Below are 308 nucleotides of genomic sequence, written 5' to 3' on the forward strand. Positions count from 1 at the left end.
TTTTCTAGCGCGGAAAAGGGGTGACGTCGAGAATGGAACCCCATGAACGAAAAGACAGAGAGGGTCCGCAAAAGGACCCCGAGAAGGAAGTTGGCGCGTCGCAGAAAGTGGCGTGAATCGGAGCCGCGGCAGAGGGGCTATCCGCCCGAGTTCCGGCTCAGGGCGGCGCTGATGTGCGTCGAGGGAGGGGCGGTCCAGAAGACCGTCGCCCACGAGTTGGGCATCTCGCCCAACACGCTCAACACCTGGGTGCTGGCGTATCGCCGGGAAGGTCCCGAATCGCCCCTGCTGCGCGCTTCGCCGCCGCC

The 308-nt window shown here is 64.9% G+C and carries 1 protein-coding gene; it reads left to right on the top strand.

Annotated elements, in window-relative coordinates:
* Positions 1-42: 42 nt before the first annotated feature.
* Positions 43-308: transposase (locus ACG2LG_RS24375; RefSeq protein WP_396263526.1), on the top strand; the 266-nt coding region annotated here is incomplete at its 3' end.

The organism is Haloferula sp. A504 (assembly GCF_044385805.1).
Classification (GTDB): Bacteria; Verrucomicrobiota; Verrucomicrobiia; order Verrucomicrobiales; family Akkermansiaceae; genus Haloferula.